This window comes from Mesorhizobium sp. WSM4807 (assembly GCF_055811615.1).
In genome coordinates this window covers 228,556-250,364 of the sequence record NZ_JBVVQY010000002.1, presented here as the reverse complement: position 1 = coordinate 250,364, position 21,809 = coordinate 228,556, and the positions used below count along the sequence as shown (strand labels likewise).

Here is a 21,809-nt window from a genome sequence, read left to right as displayed (position 1 = left end):
GTCACCCTAAGTAAGGCGCGCTGACAGCCACTTCGCGGCCGGCAGAACAGCAGTCGAAACCATGGACTTGGCTTCGTTTCCCAACACTTCAAGCATTCGGCACCGGCAGGAAATCTGTCGTCTATTCCGCTTTGGCGAAAGGTCTTAAGCCGTCTTTAAGCAACCATGGATTACATCTTCGCGGGCTTCGGTATGTCTCGATGGGCGAAGGAAATGAACAGCGCAGAAACTGAGAAAATCTCTATAAAGCGGCGCAATACGCGCCAGCTAAGACTCAAATTATGCCAATTTAGAGAACAGTCCGGAACTTCCGCCATCGAATTCGCGCTGCTTTCGCCCATTTTCATCTTGCTTTTGCTCGGAATGGTTGCATACGGTATCTATTTTGGTGCAAGCAACTCCGTGCAGCAAATCGCAGCGGACGCCGCCCGCACGGCGATAGCGGGGCTGAATGAAGGCGAGCGCCAGGCACTGGTGACCAGTTTCGTCAACACCGATGCCGGCGGATATCCGTTCGTCGATTCCACCAAGCTGACCTATCACGCCAAGGACAGCACAGCCGACGGAAACCAGTTCGTCGTGTCCATCCAATACGATGCCCGTAACTTGCCGGTCTGGAATCTGTTCCCGGCGCTGCCCATGCCTGGAACCACGATCTCACGCGAGTCGACAATACGGGTCGGAGGCATCTGAATGTCGGAAACTTTGCCGGGGAGGATCGGCCGGGCCGCCCGCTCGATGCTTGGCGACCTGAGGGCGAACTTCACCGTCATGACGGCGCTGTGCGCGCCGTTCGCGCTGGCGCTGGCCGCCTTCGCCATCGATGAAGGCTCGATCTATGTGGAGCGCCGCGAGGCTCAGTCGCTGGTCGATCTTGCGGCAATCACCGCCGCCTCCAACATCAACAACATTGAGGCGGCGGTGGTGACCACGCTCGGCGACAACGGAATGCCGGGTATCGTTGTTCAGAAGGCAGGGCAGACGATCGCCCCTGCCCTCGGGAAAACCGTCGTGTCGGTCACCGCCGGCCGATATTCACCAGAGTCGTCGCTCGGCGTCGACAAGCGTTTCGAGGCCGGCAAGACGCCCTACAACGCCGTCCATGTCACGCTGAAAAAGATTCCTGCCCGCTATTTCGCAAGTTCGCTTATCCCTACGCCGGTCATCGGCACCCAAGCCGTTGCCAGCGTAGCGCCGCAGGCGATGTTCTCAGTCGGGTCCAGGCTGCTCAGCGTCAATGGCGGCATCCTCAACGCTCTTCTCAGCAAGCTCCTGGGCGGCAACATTTCACTCAGCGTGATGGACTACAACGCGCTGATCGCTGCCGACGTCAACCTGCTTTCATTCTTCGACGCACTTGCCGTCCAGTTGCAGCTGACAGGTGTCAGCTATTCGGAGGTGCTGGCTTCGAAAGCGACGGTGGGCCAGATAGCCACCGCCATGGCTGATGTTTCACCCGTTGGCAGCACCAGCAAGCTTGCTTTGCAGACAATCGCGTCAAGGACCACCAGCACGGTCAAGATACAGCTCAATCACCTTGTCGACCTTGGATCAATGGGCCAACTCGGCCTCGGACAACAGTCGGCCGGTTTTTCTGTCGACGCTAGCGCCATGGGTATGCTGACCACCGCCGCTGCACTGGCCAACGGCTCGAAGCAGGTCGAGCTCAATCTCGGAGCCACCATTCCGGGGCTTACCTCGACCACGCTTGCCATCGCCATCGGCGAACCTGCGCAATTCTCGCCGTGGCTGACAATCGGCGAGAAGGGCGCCGTGGTGCGCACGGCGCAGACACGAATTAAGCTGGTTGCGTCCGTCGGTATCGGCAATTCGAATCTCGGAGGCGGCACCACTCTCCTTGCCGTCAATCTTCCGCTGCATATCGAAGTGGCCTACGCCGAGGCGAAGCTGACTGACATCAGCTGCCCGACGGGGCGCCCGGACAGTTTGGAGGTTTCCATAGCGGCACGCCGCGGGCGTTGCCTCGCTGCATCTTGCCGCCAGCGATGCCGACAGCAGCCCCACCGCCTTTGCCGATTTCAGCAATCCACAATCGTTCTCTAATGCCCAGATCGCGGCAGTGAGGCTTTTGCTCATTCCATTGCTGTCGGTGAACGGGTCTGCAGCGCTTGATATCACCAACAACGATCCGACGACATTGACCTTCAACAGCACCGAAATCGCCAACAGGACGATAAAGACCGTTTCTACGAAAAACCTGACGCAATCCCTCACCACATCGCTTGTCGATGAACTGTCGCTCTCGATCAATGCGCTGGGACTAGGGCTGCTGAACGTAACCGCCCTGCTTGGAACGGTAAAGCCGGCGGTGATTGCGGCTCTGAACGCCGTGACGGCGCCGGTCGACGAATTGGTTTATAACGTGCTTGCGGCACTGGGCGTGCATGTCGGCGAGGCAGATGTCCGGGTCATGGGCGCGACTTGCGGGCGCTCCGTGCTCGTTCAATGAGCTGGCAAATGAGAGACATCAGCCGGCTCGTCCGAGGAAGCAGCCCAAGGGCGGCAGCGACAGAATTTTTCCCTGCAAGGCGGCACCAGCGCCAAGATCGATCGTCTCTGCGACATCGATACCCTGCGGCAACGGCCATTTGGCCGGCCCCTCGGCGAAATTGAAGAGGCAGAGCAGCTTCTCGCCGCCGCCTTCGCGAATGAAGGCAAGCACATCGCCCTCGGCATCGAGAAAGCGGATCGAACCCTGTACCAGCGCGGCATGCTGCCTGCGCAACGCAAGCATCGCCCGATAGCTGGCCAGAACCGACTTTTCCTCGCCGTTCTGGATATCGACCGCGCGGGCGCGATGGCTTTCCGGGATCGGAAGCCACGGCTTGCCTGTTGAAAACCCGGCGTTCCCGGCGCCTTTCTCCCAGACCATCGGCGTGCGGCATCCATCCCTGCCCTTGAACCCGGGCCAGAAGCGGATGCCGTATGGATCGCGCAGATCCTCGAACGCCAATTCGGCTTCCTCGAGCCCGAGATCCTCGCCCTGATAGAGGCAGATCGATCCACGCAGGCATGACAGCAGCGCGATCGAGAATTTCGCCACCGCCTCCGGATTGCCGCCGGGCCTTGTCCAGCGCGTCACGTGGCGCCCGACATCGTGGTTGGAAAACGCCCAGCAGACCCAGCCGTCGGAGACAGCACTCTCGAACGCTTCGACGCATCCGCGCACGTGTGCGGCCGAGAATTGCGGTCCGAGCAGGTCGAATGTGTAGCACATGTCGAGCTTGTCGCCGCCGCTGGTATAGGCGGCGAGCGTCTGCAAGGAACGGGTTTCGTCGCCAACCTCACCGACAGCGGCACGGCCCTCATATTCGTCGAGCAGCGCCCGAAAACGCTTGAGGAAAGCGAGGTTTTCGGGCTGCGTCTTGTCGAACAGATGCTCCTGATAGAGGTAGGGATTGGTTTCGGTATTGGTGCCGGCAACGCTCGATGCGAAAGGCGGATTGCTGCGCAGCCAGCGGTCATGGACATAGTAGTTGACCGTATCGAGCCGAAACCCGTCGACGCCGAGCTCCAGCCAAAACCGCACCGTTTCCAGCAGGGCGTCCTGAACCTCCGGATTGTGGAAATTGAGGTCCGGCTGCGAGGCGAGGAAATTGTGCATGTAATATTGCCTGCGGGTCGCGTCCCACTCCCAGGCTGGGCCGCCGAAGACCGACAGCCAGTTGTTGGGCGCGGTGCCGTCAGGCCTCGGATCGGCCCAGACATACCAGTCCGCCCTGGGGTTATCGCGGCTCGCGCGGCTTTCGACGAACCATTCGTGCCGGTCGGACGAATGCGACAGGACCTGGTCGATAATGACTTTCAGGCCGAGACGGTGCGCCTCGGCGACCACCGCGTCGAAATCCTCTGATGTGCCGAACATCGGATCGACGGCTGTATAGTCGGATACGTCGTAGCCCATATCGGCCATCGGCGACTTGAAGAAGGGCGACAGCCAGACGGCGTCGGCGCCAAGCGATGCAACATGAGCCAGCCTTGAGGCAACGCCGCGCAGATCGCCGCTGCCGTCCCCTGTCGTGTCCTGGAAGGAGCGCGGGTAGATCTGGTAGATGACGCAGCCGCGCCACCACTCGACGTTGTCACTTGCCACCGCCGTTCTCCTTTATCTGAGCCTGCGCGGCTTTGTGTTCGATCATGAAAATCAGCGTTCGCCCTGGCACAGGCCGTGAAATTCCTGCTGCGCCGCCCGGTGTTTCGATGGCTGGCTCCCAGCGAAATCCGTCGCGCTCCGGCAGCGTGAACATACACGCCCGGCGATCGCCATTGATGACCACGGCAAGGCGGCAATCATCGCCGCCGAGCATCATGACCAGGCGGTACCGCCCCGGATCGTGCCAGCCTGCCTCGTCGAGCGGCGTGCCGGTTTCAGTGAGCCAGACGACGCCCGGTTTTTCTGATCCCGGCGGCGGCTCTCCGGTCAGGAAGCGCGTGTCGGAAAGCGCCGGCACGGAACGACGCATCGCGGCGAGCAAAACGGCGTATTGTTCCAGCGCCTGGTCGCGCCCGGCCCAGTCGAGCCAGGTGATCTCGTTGTCCTGCGCATAGGCGTTGTTGTTGCCCTTCTGGGTGCGGCCGAATTCGTCTCCGGCCGTCAGCATGATCGTGCCGCGCGAGGCAAACAGCGTGGCCAGCAGCGCACACTGGTCATCGAAACGGGCCGTAACGATCGCCCGGTCGCCGGTCTCACCCTCGACGCCATTGTTCCAGGACAGGTTGTCGTTGTGGCCATCGCGGTTCTGCTCGCCATTGGCCTCATTGTGCTTGTGCTCATAGGCAACAATGTCGGCCAGCGTCATGCCGTCATGCGCGGCGATGAAATTGACGCTGCGGCTTATCTGCTGGCCTGCCCTGGCAAACACGTCGGACGAGCCGGCAAGCCGGGTGGCGAGCGCGCCGACCATGCCGCTATCGCCGCGCCAGAACCGGCGGATGTCGTCGCGATATCTGTCGTTCCATTCGAGGAAGGGCGGCGGAAAATTGCCAAGCTGATAGCCGTCCGGGCCGATATCCCAGGGCTCGGCGATTAGCACCCGGCCGCCGAGGACCGGATCGTTCCGAATAGCCCTCAGCAACGGTGCCTCGGCGTCGAATACGCCATCGACCCGACCCAGAATGGACGCAAGATCGAAGCGGAAACCGTCGACGCCGGCATGGCAGACAAAGTGACGAAGCGTGTCGAGGACCATTTCCTGGACGACCGGATGATCGCAAGCGACGGTGTTGCCGGTGCCGGTGTCGTTAGCCAAGCTGCCGTCCGGCCAATGCCGGTAGTAGGCGCGGCTGTCGAGGCCGCGCAGCGACAGCGTCGGCCCAAGCCTGTCGCTTTCGCCGGTGTGATTGAAGACAAGATCGAGGATGACGCCGATGCCGGTCGCACGCAGCGTGGCAACCGTCTGCCGCAATTCCGCGAGACCGCCGGGCGCGAGGCGCGGATCGAGCGCCATGAAGGTCACGGGATTGTAGCCCCAGGCATTACGCAGCCCGAGCGCCGGCAAATGCCGCTCATCGATCGATGCCGTCGCCGGCATCAGTTCAACCGCCCCGACTCCGAGCTTTTTCAGGTGCTCGACGATAGCCGGATGGGCAAGCGCTGCAATCGTCCCGCGCTGGGGCTTCGGGATGTCCGGATGCAGCATGGTGAAGGCGCGCACCGGAACTTCGTAGATCAGACCACCGGGCTGGAATAGCGGCGGCAAGGCAGGCACCGGTTGCGGCAGGGTGGCGGCAATCGCCTTCGGCAGCAGCGGTGCAGTGTCCGTGCCCTCGCCCCGACGCGCGGCGAGCCTGCCGTCATAGACATAGGGCCTGTCGATTTCGACGGCATAGGGGTCGACCAGCAGCTTGTCGGGATCGAACCAGAGCCCTTTCTCGGGCGCATAGTCGCCATCGGCGCGAAACCCGTATCGAGTGCCGGCAGCGAGGCCGGCAACGAAAAGCGCGTGAATGCCCTCGCCTTCCAGCTGGAGTTCGAGCCGGTCGATCTCCCGGGTCCCTTCATCATCGAAGATCGAGACCCATATGCGCCGAGCCGACGAGGACCATGCGGCGAAGCGAACGCCTTCTTTGGCGATGATTGCGCCGAGCTGGCTCACGCGCACTCACAACAGCAGATCGTAGACGGTTTGAGCGGTTGGCAGGTTGGCTCCCCCTTCTCCCCTTCTTGTGGGAGAAGGGGGAGCCGAAGGCGACGGATGAGGGGTGCTCCAGCCTGGCACCTACGACGATCCGTCCAACACCCCTCAACCGTCTCGGCGCTACGCGCCAATCCACCTTCTCCCACAAGGGGAGAAGGAAAGGCGCGCCGCGCCAGCTTCACGTAATCACGCTCGGCTTGACGCGGCCGGTATGGCTACGAATCCCGGCGATATCATCGGCTGCCGCAATCAAGTCGGCAAGCGCCTCCTGCGTGTCGAGATCGTGCCTGGACTTGTCCGGCTCGTAGCGCTCGATATAGACACGCAGCGTCGCCCCCGAGGTACCGGTGCCGGAGAGACGGAAGACGACGCGCGATCCGCCTTCGAATAGCACCCTGATGCCCTGGTTCCTGGCTATCGAGCCGTCGACCGGGTCATGGTAAGCGAAATCGTCGGCGCTGGCGATCTTCATGCCGCGCACGCTGGTGCCGGGCAAGGAAGCGAGTTTCACCCGCAATTCGTCGACCAGCGCATTGGCCCGGTTGGTCTCGATCTCCTCGTAGTCATGGCGCGAGTAGTAATTGCGGCCATAGGCGGCCCAGTGCTCGGTGACGATCTGCTTGGCGCTTTCGCCGCGGGCAGCAAGGATATTGAGCCACAAAAGCACGGCCCACAGCCCGTCCTTTTCGCGGACATGGTTGGAACCGGTTCCGGCGCTTTCCTCGCCGCAGATCGTTGCCATGCCGGCATCGAGCAGATTGCCGAAGAATTTCCAGCCCGTCGGCGTTTCATAGATGCCGATGCCGAGCTTTTCGGCGACGCGATCGGCCGCACCGCTGGTCGGCATCGAACGCGCAATGCCCTTCAGGCTGGCCTTGTAGCCCGGCGCCAGATGGGCGTTCGCGGCGAGCATGGCCACCGAGTCCGACGGGGTGACGAAAATGCCTTTGCCGATGATCAGGTTGCGGTCGCCGTCGCCATCGGAAGCAGCGCCAAAATCCGGCGCGTCCGGTCCCATCATCTCGTCATAGAGGTGCTTTGCGTGGACCAGGTTCGGATCTGGATGGTGGCCGCCGAAATCCGGCAGGGGAATGAAGTTGCGGGCGGTGCCGTTCGGCGCGCCGAGCCGGTTCTCCAGGATCTCCTTGGCGTAGGGACCAGTCACGGCATGCATTGCGTCGAAGCGCATGCGGAAACCCGATTTGAACAGTGCGCGCAAGGCATCGAAATCGAACAGGCTTTCCATCAGCTCGGCATAATCGGCGACCGGGTCGACCACCTCGACCGTCATGCCGCCCGCCTCGACCGTGCCGATCGTGTCGAGATCGACCGTGCCGATGTCGGCGATCTTGAAGCTCGAAATCATCTTGGTCTTGGCGAAGATCGCGTCGGTCAGCTTTTCCGACGCCGGCCCGCCATTGCCGGCATTGTATTTGATGCCAAAATCCTCGTGCGGGCCGCCCGGATTGTGGCTGGCCGACAGGATGATGCCGCCGAAGGTCTTGTATTTGCGAATAATGTTGGAAGCGGCCGGCGTCGACAGGATGCCGCCCTGCCCGACCATCACCTTGCCGAAGCCATTGGCCGCCGCCATGGCGATGGCCTTCTGGATGACCTCGCGATTGTAGAAGCGGCCGTCGCCGCCGATCACCAGGGTCTTGCCCCTAAATCCGTCCAGCGCATCGAAGATGGACTGGATGAAGTTCTCGGCATAGTGCTCCTGCTGGAACACCGGCACTTTCTTGCGCAGCCCGGAAGTGCCGGGCTTCTGGTCTAAGTAGGGTTTGGTGGCGACGGTGCGTATCATGCGTCAGACAGCCCTTTTTGAAAGCAGCAAGCGATAGAGTTCGAGATATTTTTGCGCGCTTTTGTCCCACGACACATCGGCCTTCATGCCTTGCCGCTGCATCGACGTCCAGATCGTGGGGTTGGCGTGCGCTTCCACCAGCCGGCGGATGGCGTGCAGCAAGGCGCCGGAATCTGCGGGCGCGAACTGGAAGCCGGTCGCCACACCTGCCGAAACGGCCGCTTCATTGGCGTCAATGATCGTGTCGGCAAGACCGCCGGTGCGGGCAACGACCGGCACGCAGCCATAGCGCAGGCCGTAAAGCTGCGTCAGTCCGCAAGGCTCGAAGCGCGATGGGATGACGATGGCATCGCAGCCGCCCTGCATGGTGTGGGAAAGCGCCTCGTCGTAACCGATGACGACGCCGATGCGACCGCGATGGCGGGCGGTGGCGGCCAGCAGCGCGCCTTCGAGGCCGGCATCGCCCGACCCCAGGATCGCCAGGCGCGCACCCCTGGCAACGATCCCGTCGACGGCCGCTGCCAGTATGTCCATGCCCTTCTGCCAAGTCAGCCGGCTGATGACGCAGACGATCGGACTGTCGTCGCGGTCGAGATTGAAACGATCCTCGACGGCGGTCCGGTTGGGGTGCCGCGCCTTCAATGTCTTGGCCGTGTAGTTGGAGACCAGATGCTTGTCGGTTTCAGGGTTCCATATCTCGGTGTCGATGCCATTGACGATGCCATAGAGATCGACGGACCGCATGTTGATGAGGCCATCGAGCCCCATGCCGAATTCCGGCGAGCGGATCTCCTGCGCATAGGTCGGGCTGACTGTGGTGATGGCCCAGGCAGCCTGCAGGCCAGCCTTGAGGAAACCGACGCCGCCATAATATTCGACGCCCTCGAGCGCCATGGCCGCCGCCGGCAAACCGAGTTCGCCAAAGATGCCGGCGCCGAACTGACCCTGGAAAGCGAGGTTGTGGACGGTGATCATCGACGGTGTGCCGACCGCCTTGCCATAGCGCATATAGGCCAGCGTCATCGCCGATTGCCAATCATGGGCATGGACGATCTCCGGCTGGTAGCCCGAGATGGCGCCGCCGGCGATGTCGCCACCAGCCTGGCTCAAACCCGCGAAACGCCGCCAATTGTCCGGCCAGTCGGCGCCGGCCGCATTGCCATAGGGGCCGCCGGGACGGTCGAACAGATGCGGCGCGTCGAGCACGAACAGGTCGAGCCCGGCGATCTGGACGGCATGGACCGAAGCCTTGCCGCCTTGCAGCAGCGGATAGTGGTGTACGGGTTTTTTCTTCTTGAAGGCCTCCATGACCTGGGGATAGCCGGGCACAAGCGTGCGCATCGCCACGCCCTTGCCGGCGAGCGCGATGGGCAACGCGCCGGTCACGTCGGCAAGCCCGCCAGTCTTGATCAGAGGGAATATTTCGGGCGTAACCGACAGAACCTGCATTCATTACAATCCCAGCTTGTCGATCATGGCCTGCGTGACGAGGCAGATGCCCTTTTCGGAAACGCGGAAGCGCTTGGCGTCGAGGACGGGATCCTCGCCGACCACGAGGCCTTCGGGAATCCTGACACCATGATCGATCACCACGCGCTTCAATCTCGCGCTGCGGCCGACGTGGCAGTCGGGCAGCATGACGACGTCCTCGAGCGTCGAATAGGAGTTGATGCGTGCGCCGGTGAAGATCAGGCTTCGCTTCAGCGAAGCGCCCGAGACAATGCAATCTCCCGAGACGAGCGAGGATACCGCCGAGCCACGGCGGCCATCCTCGTCATGCACGAACTTTGCCGGCGGCTTCAGCTCGGCATAGGTCCAGATCGGCCAGTCGCGGTCGTAGAGGTCGAGCTCCGGCGTGATGTCGGTCAGGTCGATATTGGCTTCCCAATAGGCGTCAACTGTTCCGACATCGCGCCAGTAGGCCTCGTTCTCTGCGTTCGAGCGCACGCAGGACTTGGCGAAGCGATGGGCGATCGCCTTCCCGTGCTCGACGACATAGGGGATGATGTCCTTGCCGAAGTCGCGGCTTGAGCCCGGTTCGGCCGCGTCGCGGCGCAGTTGCTCCATCAGGAACTTGGTCTTGAACACGTAGATGCCCATCGAGGCCAGGGCAAAATCCGGCTTGTCGGGAATGCCGGGCGGATCGGCGGGTTTCTCGATGAAGGAGATGATGGTGTCCTTCTTGTCGACATGCATGACGCCGAAGCCGGTCGCCTCCATGCGCGGCACTTCGAGGCAGCCGACGGTGACGTCGGCGCCGGCGTCGACATGCTGGCGAAGCATCAGTTCGTAATCCATCTTGTAGACGTGATCGCCGGCCAGGATGACCATGTATTCGGGGTCGTAGGCCTCGATGATGTCGATGTTCTGGTAGACGGCATCGGCCGTCCCCTCATACCATTGCGTTTCCGATACGCGCTGGCTGGCCGGCAGGATGTCGAAGCTCTCGTTGCGCTCGGGGCGCAGGAAGTTCCAGCCGCGCTGCAGGTGGCGGATCAGCGAGTGTGCCTTGTACTGGGTGGCGACGCCGAGGCGGCGAATACCGGAATTGAGCGCATTGGAGAGCGCAAAATCGATGATGCGCGTCTTGCCACCGAAATAGACCGCGGGCTTGGCGCGCCGGTCGGTCAACTCCCTCAGGCGGCTGCCACGGCCGCCGGCCAGAACATAGGCCATGGCATCGCGCGCCAGCGGCTGGGTCCGTTTTATCTCTGCCATTTTTATCCTCCCAAGTTACGCGCTGCGAGACATCGCTCAGTCCGGAGCAAGTTCGAGCATGATCGTCGACAGCGGCGGCAACAGCATCGTCGCCGAGATGCCTCCTCCTTCCGCCCGAGCCTCGACGGCACCGCCATTGCCCTTGCCGGAACCGCCATAGTCGGTGGCGTCCGTGTTGATGATCTCGCGCCATCTTCCAGCCGTCGGCAACGGCACGCGATAATCATCACGCGGCACCGGTGTGAAATTGGAGATGACGGCGACCGGGTTTCCGCCCGGCGCGCTGCGCAGCCAGGCAAAGACAGAGTTCGCGCTATCGTCGACGATCAGCCAGGAAAAGCCCTCCGGCTCGCAATCGCGCGCATGCAACGCCGGGCGTGAGCGGTAGAGATAGTTGAGATCGCGCACCGTCTGCCAGACGCCGCGATGGGCCCGGAAATCGAGCAGGTTCCAGTCGAGTGCGCGCGCCTCGCTCCACTCGCGGCGCTGGGCGAATTCCTGCCCCATGAACAACAGCTTCTTGCCGGGGTAGCCCCACATGAAGGCGTAGTAGGCGCGCAATGTTGCGAATTTCTGCCAGTCGTCGCCGGCCATCTTGCTAAGCAGCGTCCCCTTGCCGTGCACGACCTCGTCATGGGAGAGCGGCAGCACGAAATTCTCTGAGAAGGCGTAGACCAGGCCGAAGGTGATGTCGCCGTGGTGATGCTTGCGAAAAATCGGCTCTTTGAAGAAATACTCCAGCGTGTCGTGCATGAAGCCCATGTTCCACTTGAAGCCGAAACCCAGCCCGCCCTCATGCACCGGCTGCGAAACTTTTGGCCATGAGGTCGATTCCTCGGCGATCGTCATCACACCCGGATGATGGCCGTAGACTTCCTTGTTCATCCTCTGGAGGAAGCTGACCGCCTCAAGGTTTTCGCGCCCACCTTTTTCGTTGGGAATCCATTCGCCGGCCTTTCGCGAATAGTCGAGGTAGAGCATCGAAGCCACGGCATCGACGCGCAAACCGTCGACATGGTATTTCTCGGCCCAAAACAGCGCATTGTTGACCAAGAATGAGACCACCTCCCGCCGGCCGAAATTGTAGATCGCGGTGTTCCAGTCGGGATGGAAGCCCTTGCGCGGGTCGGCATGCTCATAGAGCGCGGTGCCGTCGAAATTGGCCAGGCCATGCGCATCCACCGGAAAATGCGCCGGCACCCAGTCGAGGATAACGCCGACGCCGGCGCGGTGGGCGCCGTCGACGAACCGGGCAAAACCGTCCGGATCGCCGAAGCGGGCCGACGGCGCGTAGAGGCCCGTCGTCTGGTAACCCCAGGACGGGTCATAGGGATGTTCGGAGATCGGCATGAATTCGATATGGGTGAAGCCCGTGTCGACGACGTACGGGATCAGCCGGCCGGCAAGCTCGTCCCATGACAGGAAGCTGCCGTCGTCGTGAAGCTGCCAGGAGCCGGCGTGGACCTCGTAGATCGACACCGCCTCGCGCCTGGGATCGGCATTGCGCCAGAAATTGCGGTGCGCCTCGTCACCCCATTGATGCACCGGCGGAAGCGCCGTCACCGAAGCGGTGGCCGGGCGCAGTTCGGACTTGAAAGCGAACGGATCGGCCTTCAGCGGCAGCCTCACGCCATCGGGCCCGATGATCTCGTATTTGTAGGGCCGGCCAGCGGCGATGTCGGGAATGAACAACTCCCAGATGCCAGTGTCGCGGCGGACGCGCATCGTATGCCTGCGGCCGTCCCATTCGTTGAAGTCGCCGACCACCGAAACGCGCCTTGCATTGGGCGCCCAGACGGCGAAATGCACGCCGGACGCACCCTCGTGATCGATGAGATGCGCGCCGAGCTTGTCGAACAGCCTGAGGTGCGAACCTTCGGCGATGTAATAGTCGTCCAGCGGACCCAGTACCGGACCGAACGAATAGGGATCGGTCAGCCACCAGTCACCGCCGGCATTGCGCGCGTGATAGCGCAGCGGCTGACGCTTTCTGAGCGACAGGCTGCCCTCGAAGAAGCCGCCTTCGTCGCGCTTGGAGAGTTCGCCGGCGTTCTTGCCGGTCAGCGTGTAGGCAGTGACGAACTCGGCATGAGGAACGAAGCAGCGGGCGACAAAGCCCTTGTCAACCTCGTGCACACCCAGCACAGCGAAAGGGTCGCCATGCGTGCCAGCGACAATTGCCGCGACATCACCGGCTGACGCCAGTCCATCCGGCCCGCTTGTCGCAGCGGTCGCGCGCGGCTTCCTCATCAGGCAGTGACCCTCCCCGGACCACGTTGTTCGTGGCCTCATGCAATCATATCAGACGGGCACGTTCCAGATTTCTTTCGCATATTGGCGGATCGTGCGGTCGGACGAGAACCAGCCGACGCGGGCGACATTGCGGATTGCCTTGGCGTACCAATCCGGGCTGTTGCGCCAGACGGAGTCGACATCACGCTGGGTTGAGGTGTAGGCATCGAAATCCGCGGCGACCATGAACCAGTCGCTCTGGTAGAGACCGTTCATCAGGTCGCGATAGCGTTCCGGATCGTCAGGCGAAAAGACGCCCGACGAAACAGCAGCCACTGCCTGCGCCAGTTCGGGAGAGGCTTCGATCACCGATCGCGGATCGTAGCCGTTGCTACGCCGCTCGGCGACCTCTTCGGTGGTCAGGCCGAAAATGAAGATGTTGTCGTCGCCGACGCATTCCTTGATCTCGACATTGGCGCCGTCGAGCGTGCCGATGGTCAGCGCACCGTTCAGCGCGAACTTCATGTTGCCGGTGCCGGAGGCTTCCATGCCGGCAGTCGATATCTGCTCTGAAAGATCGGCGGCCGGCATCATAATCTCGGCCAGGCTGACATTGTAGTTCGGCACGAACACCACTTTGAGCAAGCCGCGAACGGCCGGGTCGCGGTTGATAACCTTGGCGACGTCGTTGGCGAGTTTGATGATCAGCTTGGCGTTATGATAGCTGGGCGCCGCCTTACCGCCGAAGAACTTGACGCGAGGCATCCAGTTGCGCTCGGGATGGGAGCGGATCTGGTCGTAGAGGGCGACTGTTTCGAGGATGTTCAGGAGCTGGCGCTTGTATTCGTGGATGCGCTTGATCTGGATGTCGAACAGCGCCGAGGGATCGACCTTGATGCCGAGGCGGTCGGCCACGAGGTTGGCAAGCTTGGCCTTGTTCGCCCGCTTGACTGCCGCGAACCTGTCGCGGAAGGCGGCGTCGTCGGCAAAGGCATCGAGCTCTTTGATCGCGTCTATATCGTCGAGGAAGCGGTCGCCGATCGCCTCGCGGGTGAGCGCGGTGAGACCGGGATTGCACTGGATCAGCCAGCGCCTCGGCGTGATGCCGTTGGTCTTGTTGTTGATGCGGTCGGGGTAGAGCCGGTGGAGCTCGGCAAACACCGTTTCCTTCATCAGCTCGGTGTGAAGGGCAGAGACGCCGTTGATCGAGTGCGAGCCGACAAACGCCAGATTGCCCATGCGCACGCGGCGCTCGCCGTTTTCCTGTATCAGCGAGATTTGACTGATCTGCTCGTCAGAAAACTGGTCGGAGGCGCGCGCCTCCAGCAGCACTTCTGCGTTGATGGCGTAGACGATCTGCATATGGCGCGGCAACAGCCGCTCGAACAGCGGCACCGGCCAGCTTTCGAGCGCCTCTGGAAGCAGCGTATGGTTGGTATAGCCGAAAGTGCGCTTGGTGATGCTCCAGGCCTGGTCGAAATCCATGCCGTGGACATCCATCAACAGGCGCATCAGCTCGGGCACTGCGATGGCCGGATGGGTGTCGTTCAGATGGATCGCCGCCTTGTCGGGCAGCGACTGCAGGTCGCCATACTGGCTGAGATGACGCTGAATGATATCCTGCAACGATGCGGTGGAAAAGAAATACTCTTGCCTGAGCCGCAGCTCCTGACCGGCCTTGTGGGAATCAGCAGGATAAAGGACGCGCGACAAGGCATCGGCCTTGTTGCTTTCGGCGAGCGCACCGATGTGGTCGCCGGCGTTGAACTTGTCGAGCAGGATCGGATCGATCGGCATGCCGGACCAGAGCCGCAGCGTGTTGACGCGGTTGGCCCGCCAGCCAACCACCGGCGTATCGTAGGCAACCGCCAGAACATGTTCGATCGGCTTCCAGACGTGGCGCTCAAGCCTGCCGTCCTTCGAGGTGATCGATTCCACCGAGCCGCCGAAACCGACCTCGAATGAGCGTTCGCGCCGCTCGAACTCCCAGGGGTTGCCGTGATCGAGCCAGGTCTCGGGCAGCTCAACCTGCCAGCCGCCATGGATTTCCTGCCGGAACATGCCATTGGCGTAGCGAATGCCATAGCCATGCGCGGGAATGTCGACGGTTGCCATGCTTTCCATGAAGCAGGCGGCGAGCCGGCCGAGACCGCCATTGCCAAGCGCTGCATCTGGTTCGAGGGCCGCGATGAGGTCGAGGTCGACGCCGAGAGACCGCAGCGCTTCGCGCATATTGTCCATCAGGCCGAGATTGGAGAAGGCGTCGCGCATCAGGCGGCCGATGAGGAATTCCAGTGACAAGTAATAGACGCGCTTTTCCTGATGGGCGTAGGCCTCTTGCGTTGCCTGCATCCAATGATCGACGATATGGTCGCGCACGACCTTGATCGAGGCGGTGAGCCAGTCGTATTGCGTCGCGACGCTGGTACCCTTGCCGAGCCTGTATTTGAGGGCCTTCAAGACTTCGTCGGCAAGCGCCTTGGGATCGGAGTTTTCGAGAATGGGAGCTTTGGATGTCATCGCGCGCGTCATGCTGCCTCTCGTGCGGTTGCCATGATCATACCGGCTTTCACCATTCCTCCCAGCCCATGCTAGCGCATATTGTTAAGCGTTCAATCGAGTTAGATTGCCGCGGGGCAGCTTACCGAGCGGCAATTAGAAACTCAAAGGCGTCGCGTTTGGGCGGCCTCTGCGACGCGCCTTAAGTTCTTACTTATGTGCATGTCGTTGTCTCAAAACCGCTGCGCACCCTCGGTTCACGCCCGAGGGCATGCTTTTGGGCGACATGTATTTCTCTTTGATGCATGTCGTCATCCCAAAACCGCTGAGCACTTTTGGGCGATATGCATCAGGCCGCCAGTGCCGCCTCCGGCGGACGCGTCGCTCCGGTCATGAAGGCGACGGCGTCGGACATCGTATATTGCTTGGGATCGATGACGGCGAGGCGACGACCCAGCCTATGGATGTGGATGCGGTCGGCCACCTCGAAGACATGCGGCATGTTATGCGAGATAAGCACGATCGGCAGGCCGCGCTTCTTGACGTCGAGCATCAGCTCGAGCACGCGGCGGCTCTCCTTGACGCCGAGGGCGGCGGTCGGCTCGTCCATGATGACCACGCGACTGCCGAATGCGGCGGCGCGCGCCACAGCAACGCCCTGGCGCTGACCGCCGGAGAGCGTTTCGACCGCCTGGTTGATGTTCTGGATGGTCATCAGCCCCAGTTCGGAAAGCTTTTCACGGGCGATCCTTTGCATCGCCGAGCGGTCGAGCCTTCGCAGCCACCGCCCGACAAAGCCAGGTTTGCGGATCTCGCGGCCGAGAAACATGTTGTCGGCGATCGACAACGCCGGCGACAGCGCAAGGTTCTGGTAGACGGTCTCAATGCCGGCCACACGCGCCTCGATCGGTGAGCGGAAATGCACCGGCTGGCCATTGAGCTCAATCGTGCCTGAGTCCGGAATGACCGCCCCGCACAGCGCCTTGACCAGCGTCGACTTGCCGGCGCCGTTGTCGCCGATGACAGCGAGGATTTCGCCTGGCAAGAGGTCGAAATCGGCATTGTCGAGGGCAACAACCCTGCCGTAGCGCTTGTTGAGACCCTTGGCTTGGAGAACCGGAGTGTCGCTCATGCCGAAATTCTCCTGATCCATTGGTCGATAGTGACAGCAACGATGATCAGCACGCCCACGGCGAAGTCCTGCCACAGCAACTCGAGGCCGGAAAGCGCAAGGCCGTTGCGGAAGATACCGACGATCAAGGCGCCGATCAGCGTTCCCACGATTGAGCCGCGGCCGCCGAACAGGGAGGTGCCGCCGATCACGACAGCGGTAATGGAATCGAGGTTTGCGGTCTGGCCTGCCTGGGGGCTTACGCCGCCGATGCGCCCTATCAGCACCCAGGCGGCGATCGCGCAGATGAAACCGGCGAGCCCGTACACGGCGATCAGGGTCCGTTTGGTGTTGATACCGGCCAGCCTGGCTGCATCCGGATCATCACCAGTGGCGTAGATATGCCGCCCGAACGCCGTTCTGTTCAGCACGTACCAAATGATGAACGCTAAGATCAGCATGACCAGCGAACCGTAGGTTAGCACCCAGCCTTTCAAAAAGATCCAGTCGAGCCCGAGCGTTTTTGAGAAGAAATCATAAGGTTTGAAGATCGTACCCGTCCATTGCAGGAATGGCGCCGCCGCCTCCATGTCCTGCTGGCGAATGGTTTCGCTACGGGAATACCAGACATTCAGCGCGCCAAAAATGCTCCAGGTGCCAAGCGTGACGATAAAGGGCGGCAAGCGCAGCATGGTCACGATCAGGCCGTTGACGATGCCGCATGCCAGGCCGCAGAGCAACCCGAGCGGAAAGGCGATCAATACCGGAACGCCATAGACTACCGCGGTTCGTCCCATCACCACCGAGCACAGGATCATGATGGCGCCGACGGACAAGTCAATGCCGGCCGTAAGGATTATCAGCGTCTGGGCCACGCCGAGCACGGCGATGATCGTCACCTGCTGCAGCACCAACGAAAAGTTGAACGGAGCAAAGAACTTGTCCGGAGCGGCAACCGAGAAGATGGCCACACCCAACAGCAGAACGATAAAGGGAATGGATGTGGGAAACTGATGAAGAAAAGCCTGGACACGGCGGATCGCGCCGGCATCCGACTCATCAAAACTGGCCAAGGCTTCTGTGGCGCCTTTCAGCCCGCGTTCGGCTGTGGCCGAACCCGCGGTATCATCACTCATCAGGCAATCCTCTCCGACGCCTCATCGTCAGGGGCGCCACGAGCGCCCCCTCCGAGTTTCTGGACAATAGTCTTCGTGGAACGATGTTGGAAGGCACTCAGCCCCAGCAGAGCTTCAGGCCCTCCTCGACCGAGATCGACGGCACGCCCTCAACCGGCTTGGCTGTGATGAGTTCCGCACCGGTGTCGAGAAAGCCCATCTTCGGATCGATGTCCGGAATCTTGCCCGAGACGATCGCCTCGAGCGCCATCGACGCCATCTTCAGCGGATACTGCTGGCTGGTTGCGCCGATTACACCCGCCTGAACGTTCTTGACGCCCGGGCAACCGCCATCGATCGAAACGATCATCACGCTGCCGTCATCCTTGCCGACCGCCTTCAGCGCTTCCCAGGCGCCAGCCGCTGCCGGTTCGTTGATCGTGTACACCACGTTCACGTCCGGGCACTTCTGCAGCGCGTTTTCCATTGCCGTGCGGCCCTTCTCCTGGTCGCCTTGGCTAATTTCGTGAGTGCAGATGCGCTTGTCATCTTCGTCGCCGTATTTGTTGGGATCCTTCACGTCGATGCCGAAGCCCTGCATGAAACCCTGATCGCGCAGAAAGTCGACGGTCGGCTGGTTGGTCGCGAGATCGAGAAATACGATCTTGGCGTCCGCTGCCTTGTCGCCCAGTGCTTTGGACGCCCACTGACCGATCAACATGCCGGCCTTGCGATTATCGGTCGCAAAGGTCGCATCTGCGGCGTCCATCGGATCGAGCGGCGTATCGAGCACGATTACCATGAGGCCTGCGTCGCGCGCCTTCTTGATGGTCGGCACAATCGCCTTCGAGTCGCTCGGCACGATGGCAAAACCCTTGGCGCCGGCCGAGATCAGGTTCTCGATCGCCGCCACCTGGCCGTCGTTGTCGCCGTCGAACTTGCCTGCGGCAGCGATCAGGGTAACACCAAGCTCCTTAGCCTTGGCCTGCGCGCCCTCACGCATTTTCACAAAGAAAGGATTAGTTTCGGTCTTGGTAATCAGGCCGACGGTATCAGCCGCATATGAGGCCGTAACCGTCGCACCATAAAGGGCAAAGCTCGCAACGGCCGCCTTTAGAATATTCAGTTTTCCCATGACTTCCTCCCAGTGGAACCATTTCGGATGCCGGCCAACCGGCATCTGCACGAAGCATCCAGCGACTTCTCCCAGCGTGGACGCCTGCCCTAACAGAATACCAGACCGAGGGTCCTGTCAATAATTAAATCACTCTTATTTATTATTGACAGCGCTGCATAGTTCACTCATTCTGGCCCAAAAGCATTGAGGGGAAAAGACGAGAGGAACAGGGGTGGAGACCGGCATTACAAGGCACGGTTCGCCCGAGGCAGCCGAGAGCCGCATTCACCGCGGCACCAACCAGAGCGGCATGCGGGATCACAATGAGCGGCTGGTGCTGTCGCTGGTGCGTCAGCACGGCAGCCTGGCCAAGTCCGACATTGCGCGCATGACCGGGCTTTCGGCCCAGACGGTTTCCGTCATCATGCGCGAGCTCGAGCAGGACAGCCTCCTTGTCCGCCAGGCGCCGCTGCGCGGCAAGATCGGCCAGCCTTCCATTCCGATGGCGCTCAATCCCGATGGCGCCTTTTTCATCGGCCTGAAGATCGGCCGTCGCAGCGCCGAACTCGTGCTGATCGACTTTCTCGGCAATGTGCGCTCGATGCTGCAGCATTCCTACCGCTATCCGGCACCGCGCGAGACGGTCGAATTCGTCACCTCCGGCATGAAGACAATGCGCGGCGAACTCACCCCGGCTCAGGACAAGCGCATTGCCGGACTTGGCATCGCCATGCCGTTCGAATTGTGGAACTGGGCCGATACGGCAGGTGCGCCGCGCGACGTCATGGACGAATGGCGCAACCGCGACATCCGCGCCGACATCCAGGCGCAGTGCGAATTCCCGGTCTACCTGCAGAATGACGCCACCTCGGCTTGCGGCGCCGAGCTGGTGTTCGGCAAGGCGGGTGCGGCGCGCGACTTCGTCTATTTCTATATCGGCGCCTTCGCCGGCGGCGGCATCGTGCTGAACGGTCACCTTTTCGGCGGACCGACCGGCAATGCCGGCGCGCTGGGTTCGATGCCGGTGCCCGGACCGGACGGCAAGCCGACCCAATTGATCGACGTGGCGTCGATCGCGATGCTGGAAAAGGCGCTCAACGCGCGCGGCGTCGAAGCCTCACATCTGTGGACGTCACCGGAGGATTGGGGCGAGATCGGCGTCGAGCTCGACGACTGGATCGCCTGCGCCTCGCAGGCGCTCGCCTATGCCATCGTGGCGGCGTCCTCGGTTATCGATTTCGAGGCAGCGGTGATCGACGGATGGATGCCGAAGGCCGTGCGGCGCCGCCTCGTCGATGCCGTTGTCGGAGCCATCGGCAAGATCGACGGTGAAGGCCTGAAGCTTCCGGACGTTCGGGAGGGGACTGTCGGTATCCATGCGCGTGCCCTGGGCGGTGCCAGCCTGCCGCTTTCCGAGCGCTTCCTCATCGGCTCGACTACGATTTCCAGGAGTGCCTGAATGCTGATCGGAATCCCGGCCCTGCTCGGCCCGGAGCTGCTGGCGATGCTGCGTGCCATGGGCCATGGCGACGAGATCGCCCTTGTCGACGGAAACTACCCGGCGAAGGAACAGGCACACCGGCTCATCCGCGCCGACGGTCATCATCTTGTTCCGATGCTCGACGCCATCCTCAGCGTATTGCCTGTCGATGACGCCGTGCCAGCGCTGTTTCGCGCCTCGGTCAAAGGCGATCCCATGCTTGCCGATCCCGTTCATCACGAGATGGAAGCGATCTGCGCCACGCGCGCGCCGGGCCGCAAGGTGGTTGCGCTTGCTGGCGCCGACTTCTATTTACGGGTCAGGTCCGCGCACGCCATCGTCGCTACAAGCGAGCCGCGGCTTTACGCCAACATCATCATCCGCAAGGGTGTGATCTATCCGCCGGAGAACAGGAAATCATGATCCTCTGTTGCGGCGAAGCCCTGATCGACATGCTGCCGCGCACCACGACGGAGGGCGAGCCGGCCTTTGCCCCCTATGTCGGCGGCGCGGTCTTCAACACGGCAATAGCGCTTGGCCGGCTGGGAGCACCCGCCGGTTTCTTTTCTGGCCTGTCGACGGATCTGTTCGGCAGCCAGTTCGAGGACGCGCTGAGGGCAAGCCAGGTCAGTTCCACCTATGCGCACACATCGCCCCGGCCGACCACGCTCGCCTTCGTGCGGCTGGACAACGGCCAGGCGACCTACACGTTCTACGATGAAAACACAGCCGGACGCATGCTGACCATCGACGATCTGCCAAAACTCGGCAGCGAGGTCGAAGCCATGCTGTTCGGCGCCATCAGCCTGATCTCGGAGCCGGCCGGATCAGCCTACGAGGAATTCATGCGGCGCGAGCATGAGCGCCGCCTCATGATGCTCGACCCCAACATTCGGCCCAATTTCATCCCGGACAAGGCCAAGCATCTCAGGCGCATCCGCTCGATGATGGCCATGGCCGATGTCGTGAAGCTGTCGGATGAGGACCTGAACTGGTTCGGCGAAGCCGGCTCACACGAAGACGTCGTCCGCAACTGGCTGGATCGCGGTCCGACGCTGATCGTCGTCACCCATGGCAGCGAAGGCGCCGTCGGCTATACGAGGGATCACAAGGTCACGGTCGTGCCGGACAAGGTTGAGGTGGTCGATACGGTCGGCGCCGGCGACACGTTCAACGCCGGCATCCTGGCCTCGCTGCACGAGCAAGGCCTCCTGTCGAAGGAGGCGATCGCCAATCTGCCGGAAGACGCCATCCACAAGGCTCTGGCGCTCGGCGCCAAGGCTGCGGCGGTGACTGTGTCGCGCGCAGGCGCGAATCCGCCCTGGCGGCATGAAATCGCCTGATTGGACGGCGATGCGCTGAAGACGCGCTGGACATCGATCACTTTATGTTTCGCGCAGCCGAGCGCGTGCGACACAAGTGTCGTATCGTGCGCAACAAAGCCCCGGATTTCCGGCGTCCGACGCGGACCTGTCAGAATCAGAGGTAACAGGCTGCGACATTTGAGCAATTCGCGGTTTCGTTCGTGCAGCTTTCTCGGCTGGCGCAACTCTGCTACCAGCGGCCATTCTC

16 protein-coding genes are annotated in these 21,809 nt (G+C 61.9%); 6 read left to right on the top strand and 10 right to left on the bottom strand.

Annotated features, from left to right (window positions below; translation table 11 throughout):
* The first annotated feature begins 165 nt into the window (after positions 1-165).
* The 3 genes from AC0L3N_RS03485 to AC0L3N_RS03475 are packed head-to-tail and all read left to right on the top strand — an operon-like array spanning position 166 to position 2,470.
* Positions 166-693: a TadE/TadG family type IV pilus assembly protein gene (locus AC0L3N_RS03485; protein WP_473545630.1), complete on the top strand. Its 528-nt coding sequence runs from the start codon at positions 166-168 to the stop codon at positions 691-693.
* Positions 694-2,064 carry a pilus assembly protein TadG-related protein gene (locus AC0L3N_RS03480; RefSeq protein ID WP_473545628.1) on the top strand — a complete coding sequence of 457 codons (1,371 nt, stop codon included), beginning with the start codon at positions 694-696 and terminating at the stop codon, positions 2,062-2,064.
* 37 nt (positions 2,065-2,101) lie between these two features.
* Positions 2,102-2,470, top strand: a complete 369-nt coding sequence (locus AC0L3N_RS03475) for a hypothetical protein (RefSeq protein WP_473545626.1) — start codon at positions 2,102-2,104, stop codon at positions 2,468-2,470.
* Between the two features lie 18 nt (positions 2,471-2,488).
* On the opposite strand, the gene bglA is transcribed toward AC0L3N_RS03475, so the two are convergent.
* From bglA to AC0L3N_RS03425, 10 genes are all read right to left on the bottom strand, one after another.
* On the bottom strand, positions 2,489-4,114 hold the full coding sequence (gene bglA / locus AC0L3N_RS03470; RefSeq protein WP_473545624.1) for a beta-galactosidase BglA: 1,626 nt from the start codon (positions 4,112-4,114) through the stop codon (positions 2,489-2,491).
* On the bottom strand, positions 4,104-6,116 hold the full coding sequence (gene glgX, locus AC0L3N_RS03465; protein WP_473545622.1) for a glycogen debranching protein GlgX: 2,013 nt from the start codon (positions 6,114-6,116) through the stop codon (positions 4,104-4,106). Before glgX ends, bglA begins: the two co-directional genes overlap by 11 nt.
* A gap of 220 nt (positions 6,117-6,336) precedes the next feature.
* The gene (locus AC0L3N_RS03460) at positions 6,337-7,965 is read right to left on the bottom strand and encodes an alpha-D-glucose phosphate-specific phosphoglucomutase (RefSeq protein ID WP_473545620.1); all 1,629 of its coding nucleotides are present in this window, start codon (positions 7,963-7,965) and stop codon (positions 6,337-6,339) included.
* Positions 7,966-7,968: 3 nt separating this feature from the next.
* Positions 7,969-9,414 (bottom strand): glycogen synthase GlgA, encoded by a 1,446-nt coding sequence (gene glgA / locus AC0L3N_RS03455; RefSeq protein ID WP_473545618.1) that lies wholly within the window; start codon positions 9,412-9,414, stop codon positions 7,969-7,971.
* A 3-nt stretch (positions 9,415-9,417) separates the two neighbouring features.
* Positions 9,418-10,683, bottom strand: a complete 1,266-nt coding sequence (gene glgC / locus AC0L3N_RS03450) for a glucose-1-phosphate adenylyltransferase (protein ID WP_473545616.1) — start codon at positions 10,681-10,683, stop codon at positions 9,418-9,420.
* A gap of 36 nt (positions 10,684-10,719) precedes the next feature.
* Positions 10,720-12,933, bottom strand: a complete 2,214-nt coding sequence (gene glgB, locus AC0L3N_RS03445) for a 1,4-alpha-glucan branching protein GlgB (RefSeq protein WP_473545614.1) — start codon at positions 12,931-12,933, stop codon at positions 10,720-10,722.
* Positions 12,934-12,984: 51 nt separating this feature from the next.
* A complete protein-coding gene (locus AC0L3N_RS03440) occupies positions 12,985-15,447 on the bottom strand; it encodes a glycogen/starch/alpha-glucan phosphorylase (protein ID WP_473545612.1) in 2,463 nt (820 codons plus the stop codon).
* A 316-nt stretch (positions 15,448-15,763) separates the two neighbouring features.
* Positions 15,764-16,546 carry an ATP-binding cassette domain-containing protein gene (locus tag AC0L3N_RS03435; RefSeq protein WP_123147171.1) on the bottom strand — a complete coding sequence of 261 codons (783 nt, stop codon included), beginning with the start codon at positions 16,544-16,546 and terminating at the stop codon, positions 15,764-15,766.
* On the bottom strand, positions 16,543-17,661 hold the full coding sequence (locus tag AC0L3N_RS03430) for an ABC transporter permease (RefSeq protein WP_123147170.1): 1,119 nt from the start codon (positions 17,659-17,661) through the stop codon (positions 16,543-16,545). Before AC0L3N_RS03430 ends, AC0L3N_RS03435 begins: the two co-directional genes overlap by 4 nt.
* A 97-nt stretch (positions 17,662-17,758) precedes the next feature.
* Positions 17,759-18,775, bottom strand: coding sequence for a substrate-binding domain-containing protein (locus tag AC0L3N_RS03425; protein WP_473545609.1), 1,017 nt, complete (start codon positions 18,773-18,775; stop codon positions 17,759-17,761).
* A 214-nt stretch (positions 18,776-18,989) separates the two neighbouring features.
* Here AC0L3N_RS03425 and AC0L3N_RS03420 point away from each other — a divergent pair, with 214 nt between their 5' ends.
* From AC0L3N_RS03420 to AC0L3N_RS03410, 3 genes are read left to right on the top strand one after another with little or no spacing between them, the layout of a single operon-like run.
* The gene (locus tag AC0L3N_RS03420; protein WP_473545607.1) at positions 18,990-20,216 is read left to right on the top strand and encodes an ROK family transcriptional regulator; all 1,227 of its coding nucleotides are present in this window, start codon (positions 18,990-18,992) and stop codon (positions 20,214-20,216) included.
* Complete coding sequence (locus AC0L3N_RS03415; RefSeq protein ID WP_473545605.1) at positions 20,217-20,660, top strand: RbsD/FucU family protein; 444 nt, start codon at positions 20,217-20,219, stop codon at positions 20,658-20,660.
* Positions 20,657-21,580 (top strand): carbohydrate kinase family protein, encoded by a 924-nt coding sequence (locus AC0L3N_RS03410; protein WP_473545604.1) that lies wholly within the window; start codon positions 20,657-20,659, stop codon positions 21,578-21,580. The genes AC0L3N_RS03415 and AC0L3N_RS03410 overlap by 4 nt, the downstream gene beginning before the upstream one ends.
* The last annotated feature ends 229 nt before the right edge of the window (positions 21,581-21,809 follow it).

Coding starts and splice junctions, on each gene's coding strand:
- AC0L3N_RS03410 (WP_473545604.1), top strand. CDS start 20,657: ATGATCCTCTGTTGCGGCGAAGCCCTGATCGACATGCTGCCGCGCACC.
- AC0L3N_RS03480 (WP_473545628.1), top strand. CDS start 694: ATGTCGGAAACTTTGCCGGGGAGGATCGGCCGGGCCGCCCGCTCGATG.
- glgB (WP_473545614.1), bottom strand. CDS start 12,933: ATGAGGAAGCCGCGCGCGACCGCTGCGACAAGCGGGCCGGATGGACTG.
- AC0L3N_RS03425 (WP_473545609.1), bottom strand. CDS start 18,775: ATGGGAAAACTGAATATTCTAAAGGCGGCCGTTGCGAGCTTTGCCCTT.
- AC0L3N_RS03430 (WP_123147170.1), bottom strand. CDS start 17,661: ATGAGTGATGATACCGCGGGTTCGGCCACAGCCGAACGCGGGCTGAAA.
- AC0L3N_RS03460 (WP_473545620.1), bottom strand. CDS start 7,965: ATGATACGCACCGTCGCCACCAAACCCTACTTAGACCAGAAGCCCGGC.
- AC0L3N_RS03435 (WP_123147171.1), bottom strand. CDS start 16,546: ATGAGCGACACTCCGGTTCTCCAAGCCAAGGGTCTCAACAAGCGCTAC.
- glgC (WP_473545616.1), bottom strand. CDS start 10,683: ATGGCAGAGATAAAACGGACCCAGCCGCTGGCGCGCGATGCCATGGCC.
- AC0L3N_RS03415 (WP_473545605.1), top strand. CDS start 20,217: ATGCTGATCGGAATCCCGGCCCTGCTCGGCCCGGAGCTGCTGGCGATG.
- AC0L3N_RS03440 (WP_473545612.1), bottom strand. CDS start 15,447: ATGACGCGCGCGATGACATCCAAAGCTCCCATTCTCGAAAACTCCGAT.
- glgA (WP_473545618.1), bottom strand. CDS start 9,414: ATGCAGGTTCTGTCGGTTACGCCCGAAATATTCCCTCTGATCAAGACT.
- AC0L3N_RS03485 (WP_473545630.1), top strand. CDS start 166: ATGGATTACATCTTCGCGGGCTTCGGTATGTCTCGATGGGCGAAGGAA.